Source organism: Acetivibrio ethanolgignens (genome assembly GCF_001461035.1).
Classification (GTDB): Bacteria; Bacillota; Clostridia; order Lachnospirales; family Lachnospiraceae; genus Velocimicrobium; species Velocimicrobium ethanolgignens.
On record NZ_LNAM01000026.1, the window covers coordinates 1 to 4,286 of the forward strand.

General features: G+C 37.9%; 5 protein-coding genes. 3 read left to right on the plus strand and 2 right to left on the minus strand.

What is annotated here, in order from left to right; all coding sequences use genetic code 11:
• Positions 1-543: hypothetical protein (locus ASU35_RS19605; RefSeq protein ID WP_172794581.1), on the plus strand; the 543-nt coding region annotated here is incomplete at its 5' end.
• A gap of 134 nt (positions 544-677) precedes the next feature.
• Here ASU35_RS19605 and ASU35_RS02630 read toward each other — a convergent pair.
• Positions 678-1,463 (minus strand): hypothetical protein, encoded by a 786-nt coding sequence (locus ASU35_RS02630; protein ID WP_058351550.1) that lies wholly within the window; start codon positions 1,461-1,463, stop codon positions 678-680.
• 456 nt (positions 1,464-1,919) lie between these two features.
• Between ASU35_RS02630 and ASU35_RS02635 the strand changes: the two genes are divergently transcribed.
• A complete protein-coding gene (locus ASU35_RS02635; protein WP_058351551.1) occupies positions 1,920-2,960 on the plus strand; it encodes a transglutaminase domain-containing protein in 1,041 nt (346 codons plus the stop codon).
• On the opposite strand, the gene ASU35_RS19610 is transcribed toward ASU35_RS02635, so the two are convergent.
• The gene (locus ASU35_RS19610; protein ID WP_172794582.1) at positions 2,957-3,097 is read right to left on the minus strand and encodes a hypothetical protein; all 141 of its coding nucleotides are present in this window, start codon (positions 3,095-3,097) and stop codon (positions 2,957-2,959) included. The two genes, ASU35_RS02635 and ASU35_RS19610, sit on opposite strands and share 4 nt — an antisense overlap.
• Before the next feature lie 77 nt (positions 3,098-3,174).
• Here ASU35_RS19610 and ASU35_RS02640 point away from each other — a divergent pair.
• Positions 3,175-4,286, plus strand: a 1,112-nt coding sequence (locus ASU35_RS02640) for a hypothetical protein (RefSeq protein WP_147525341.1), incomplete at its 3' end; no start/stop codon positions are given.

Here is a 4,286-nt window from a genome sequence, read left to right on the forward strand (position 1 = left end):
TACAAATTTGACAAAGAAAGGAGATACTGTTACTATTTTCTTGGGATTGCGGTAACAGTAAAAGATGTTATGGGCATTGTTTATAGTTTTATGTTTATGTTAACACCAGTGCTTTTAGCTTTAACATTGTTGGTATACGCATTTGTAAAGGCACTTGGGAAATGGATTACAGAACTTGGTACCGTGATAAGTGGGTACGAATATGAAGAGCTGAAAAGGTTAGGTCTATTTCCAATGGTGGCGTTCGTATGTCTTAGTGGGAGTATAGATGAATTAGCCTGGGTGCTAGGCACAGAGGCAGTAAATTGGTTGAATAAAGATAGTGCTCTCTTACTGTGGTACGGATACAGCCCTTTAGCGTTTGGGATAGTAACCCAAGTAATTGCACTACTGTTACTTTGGTACGAGGCTGTTAAAGGGAAATCAAGAAAAGAGTTTTCACAAAAACACAATAAACTATTTTGTTGTTTAATTTGGACGGATATGCTGCTGATGGTAATTTCTTTTGTATTGTCGTCATTGATGTTGTTTGGTGCAGTGTAGTAGTCTTGCTAAGTGAATTAAAAAAAAAAACAAAAAAAAACAACCCCTACCAGTTTCACCGCTGGTAGGGGTTTTTAAATTCTTTTCCAAAAGATTAGAATTTAGTAAACTACTAAGCACATAGTTTAGTGGAGTCAACACATTGGATACGGTAGGAGCATTGGATGTTCTGTATCTGCCATACGGTAGCTGATACGCTTGTTTGACATAACAAAGAAGATATCTTTCATAGCTTCTTTTATAAAGTCAGGTAAGTCCGGAGACAGTACTATCAGAGAGCCATTAAATATTGATAGTTTAATTTCACTAAAACTCTTTTCAATATCGAATAGCAAGTTGGTGTATCTTCTTGGGGCAAATTTACTAGAACTTAGTAATGCAAAGAGGCTGGTGATGGCAGGCATTGGATGCCCATTACAAAACTCATTTAGCAGATTTAGGATGTGCACAAGAGAAGAGTAAGCATAAAATTTGGCTGTAGGCTGTACAAGAGTATAACTAATGGTTCCTTCATTAGTTAGGTCTACAAATGTTTTGGTTGCAAAAAGTTTTCTGCTATTATAACAAACACCGGGAAGGCTTGTTGGTAGATTTCTTTCAACGAAGCTTACAACGTCTCTTAAATCTTCAGCTGCAAAAAGGTCTTGGCGGACACGCAGTAAGCCACTCTGAGTTATGATGGCAGCTAGGAAGCATTTAGTAGCTTCGGGTGTGGTGTAGAGTGAATGTAACGCTGTAAGCAATCCTAATTGGGTGTTAGAAAGTTCTTCAATACTTAGGCTTTTATAATAAGAGCAAAGAGCTCCAGCTTGAATTGGTAGCGGGTATCTCTCTAAAGGTCTTAACGGGAGGTCTATTCCCGTGTAGACATTGTAATTTGTTCCTGTGAGAGCTACTAAGTTGTTTTGATTAAAAGACATTCACTTTCCTCCTAATGTGTTGATGAAGTATGTTCTCTGTGTGGTGAGAGCAGTAGGCTCTGTGACTAGTATACCTTTGTTGGTATTTCTTCCTTACGGTATGAGCCGTGCCTATAATTTTTCACTATAATACTAGCATAGTTGTATACAGATGTCAAGCGGTTAGCTTAAATTTCACTTTAGAAGTAGTACTGCACAGAAGAGCAGTCAAGAGGATAGCAGATAACACCTGCTATCCTCTTTTTAACTGAAGATAATAAAACAGAGGTACTAGAAAACTAGTATCTCATCTTCAGGTAATAGGGGCAAGAAAGTAGTAGCAAATAATTATAGGTGATAAGTAATCAGTTTAGCTATTGCTTTCTCCAAAATTATCCAGTATAATAGTTACAGCAAAACCTAAAACTAACCCCCAGTTTGCTATAAATAAGTAAAAATCAAGAGGAGGGTTCCACCATGAAAAAATCCAAACTTTTTACAATAATCACTTTAGCAATAGCAATACTTACTACAACTTTAACTCCAGTAACCTCAGCAGCAACTGCACAAGCAGCAACCAAGAAAAAATTTGTTGCCGGCGATGGGAGTTTTGAGTTTGGGGATGTTGTTATGCCGGATGTTTGCCTTGATGCAGATGAGCCTTACACTCTTTGGGTAGGACGTGAATGGAGAGATAAAATAGGTTATGTAAAGCATTCAAAGATTTCACAAAAAAATTACAAGAAGTATAAAGTAACTTTTAAGTCCAGTAACAAGAAGGTCGCAACCGTTAGTAGTAAGGGGGTTGTCACCGGTAAAAATGGCGGTAAGTGTACAATTACTGTAAGTTCTAAATATGGCAAAGCAAAGGTTTCGGTTTATGTTGATGATACCTATAAACAGCTGCTCAAGATTATGAAAGAACAGATTGGTCCTAATGTAGAGCAATTAAGTGACTTTGAAAAGGTTCATGTAGCTATGCTTTGGATTAATGGAAATATTGATTACCAGCGTACTTTTAGAGAGGAGCATGACTCCATGACAACGATAAGCCGTGGCTACGGTATGTGTCATGACCAGGCGATACTATTAAGGGATATGTGCGAGGCTTTAGGTATGGAAGCTGAGTGTTATCTAAATGAAGAGATTAACCCTAACCATGAATGGAACAGAGTTAAGGTAGACGGCAAGTGGTGGGAAGTCGACCCTTCCAACCATTGTTTGCCTAGTATTACTGAAAAAGTAGAAGTATCTGAAAAGTACTGGACAGGTATTAAAATTACCTATCATCCTTTAATACAGGGATGGGATGCCAAACGTGATGAGCTTGAACCAGAGTTAGAGTGCCATAAAGTTAACGGGGAGCCAGAGCTTTTTTATCATGGTGAGATGCTTCAGGATATTCCAGGTACTCATGAGCATTACTTGGAAGAGCTAAAGGTAAAAGTAGGTCATGATAAAGTAGACCACACAAAATACCAAGATTTGTTTGTATGGGAAAACGCAAATTGGTATTAATCAAACAAATCAGCCCCAACCCCACCGGTCTCATCACCGGTAAGGGTTCCTATAGCAAGAGGATAGCAGATAACACCTGCTATCCTCTTTTTAACTTGAAGATAATAAAAAAGAGGTGCAAAAATTAAGCATCTCATCTTCAGGTAATATAGCCAAGAAAGGAGTTAGATTTTGATGATACCATACAAAAATAAGAATAGGAGGAGGTCTTCTTATGATTAGGAAAATAACAAAACGAGTTATAGCTACTACTTTAGTCCTGGCAATAGCAATAACTCCACTAACCAACCTCAAAATTAACAACCAACCCCAAGAAGTTCAAGCAGCATCCACAGATGGTATGGAGAATGCTAAACGATGGACAAAGACGGGTATGATGCAGAGCCTTGATAAACATGAAAAGTCTTTGGGAAAGGAATACAAAACATTAAAAGCTTGGGTAGATGCCAGGGAAAAAGACTACAAGGATGACAGAACTTTCTCTGAAAAAGGAAATATACTAAAAGGAGCACGCTATTTAACATGGACTACCACAAACAAAAAGGCAAGCGGCGGTATTCGATGGCGAACTGTAGGATACTACATCACACCGCAACCGCTAACTTATTTTGGTCTCGGTGTAACCGCCTACAAAAATAGAGTTTCGGTGAAAGTACCTAATTACAAAGTGGATGATACTAAAGGATTTAAGATTAACTCTAAGTACAGGATAAAATATGATATTGGAGCATCTTCAAATGGTACAATGATTACCACACGACACGTAATTTCCTCTAATTATGTTACGAAAGAAATTGAGAAATGGAATAAGAATAACCCTAAGAATCAGTTTAAGAAGATTAAGGGAGATTATGAGTCATATTACCTTGTTTACTTCCAACCTATTATTGAGGCATACAATGCAAGCACTGGTAAGATAATTAATACTAACATTCTATCAGTAAAGGATTGGATTAATGCTTTGGGTCCGGGAACGCAATGGGGAGACTCATCTACTTTTCATACGAACTATAATTTTGAGTACAAATGGACAGAAAATACAGCAGAACCTCAGTATGTGCAAGTCCATTATATCGAAGAAAACAACCCAGACAACAAACTTTATAAAGACCCTGGCGAAGTGGAATACAGGAATGGTGGTAAAACCTATCAAACTGCCGGAGGGCTGTACGGTGATAAAGGTGAGCAGCTATACAAATCCGAAATAGAAAAAGAAGGGGAGCATTATGTTATTACAGGATTCTATGCAACCTACGGAGAAAGCAAGAAAGTACAATCTCAATTAAGTGCCACAAAGGTAGTGGAAGCCTATGAGACTCAAAATAA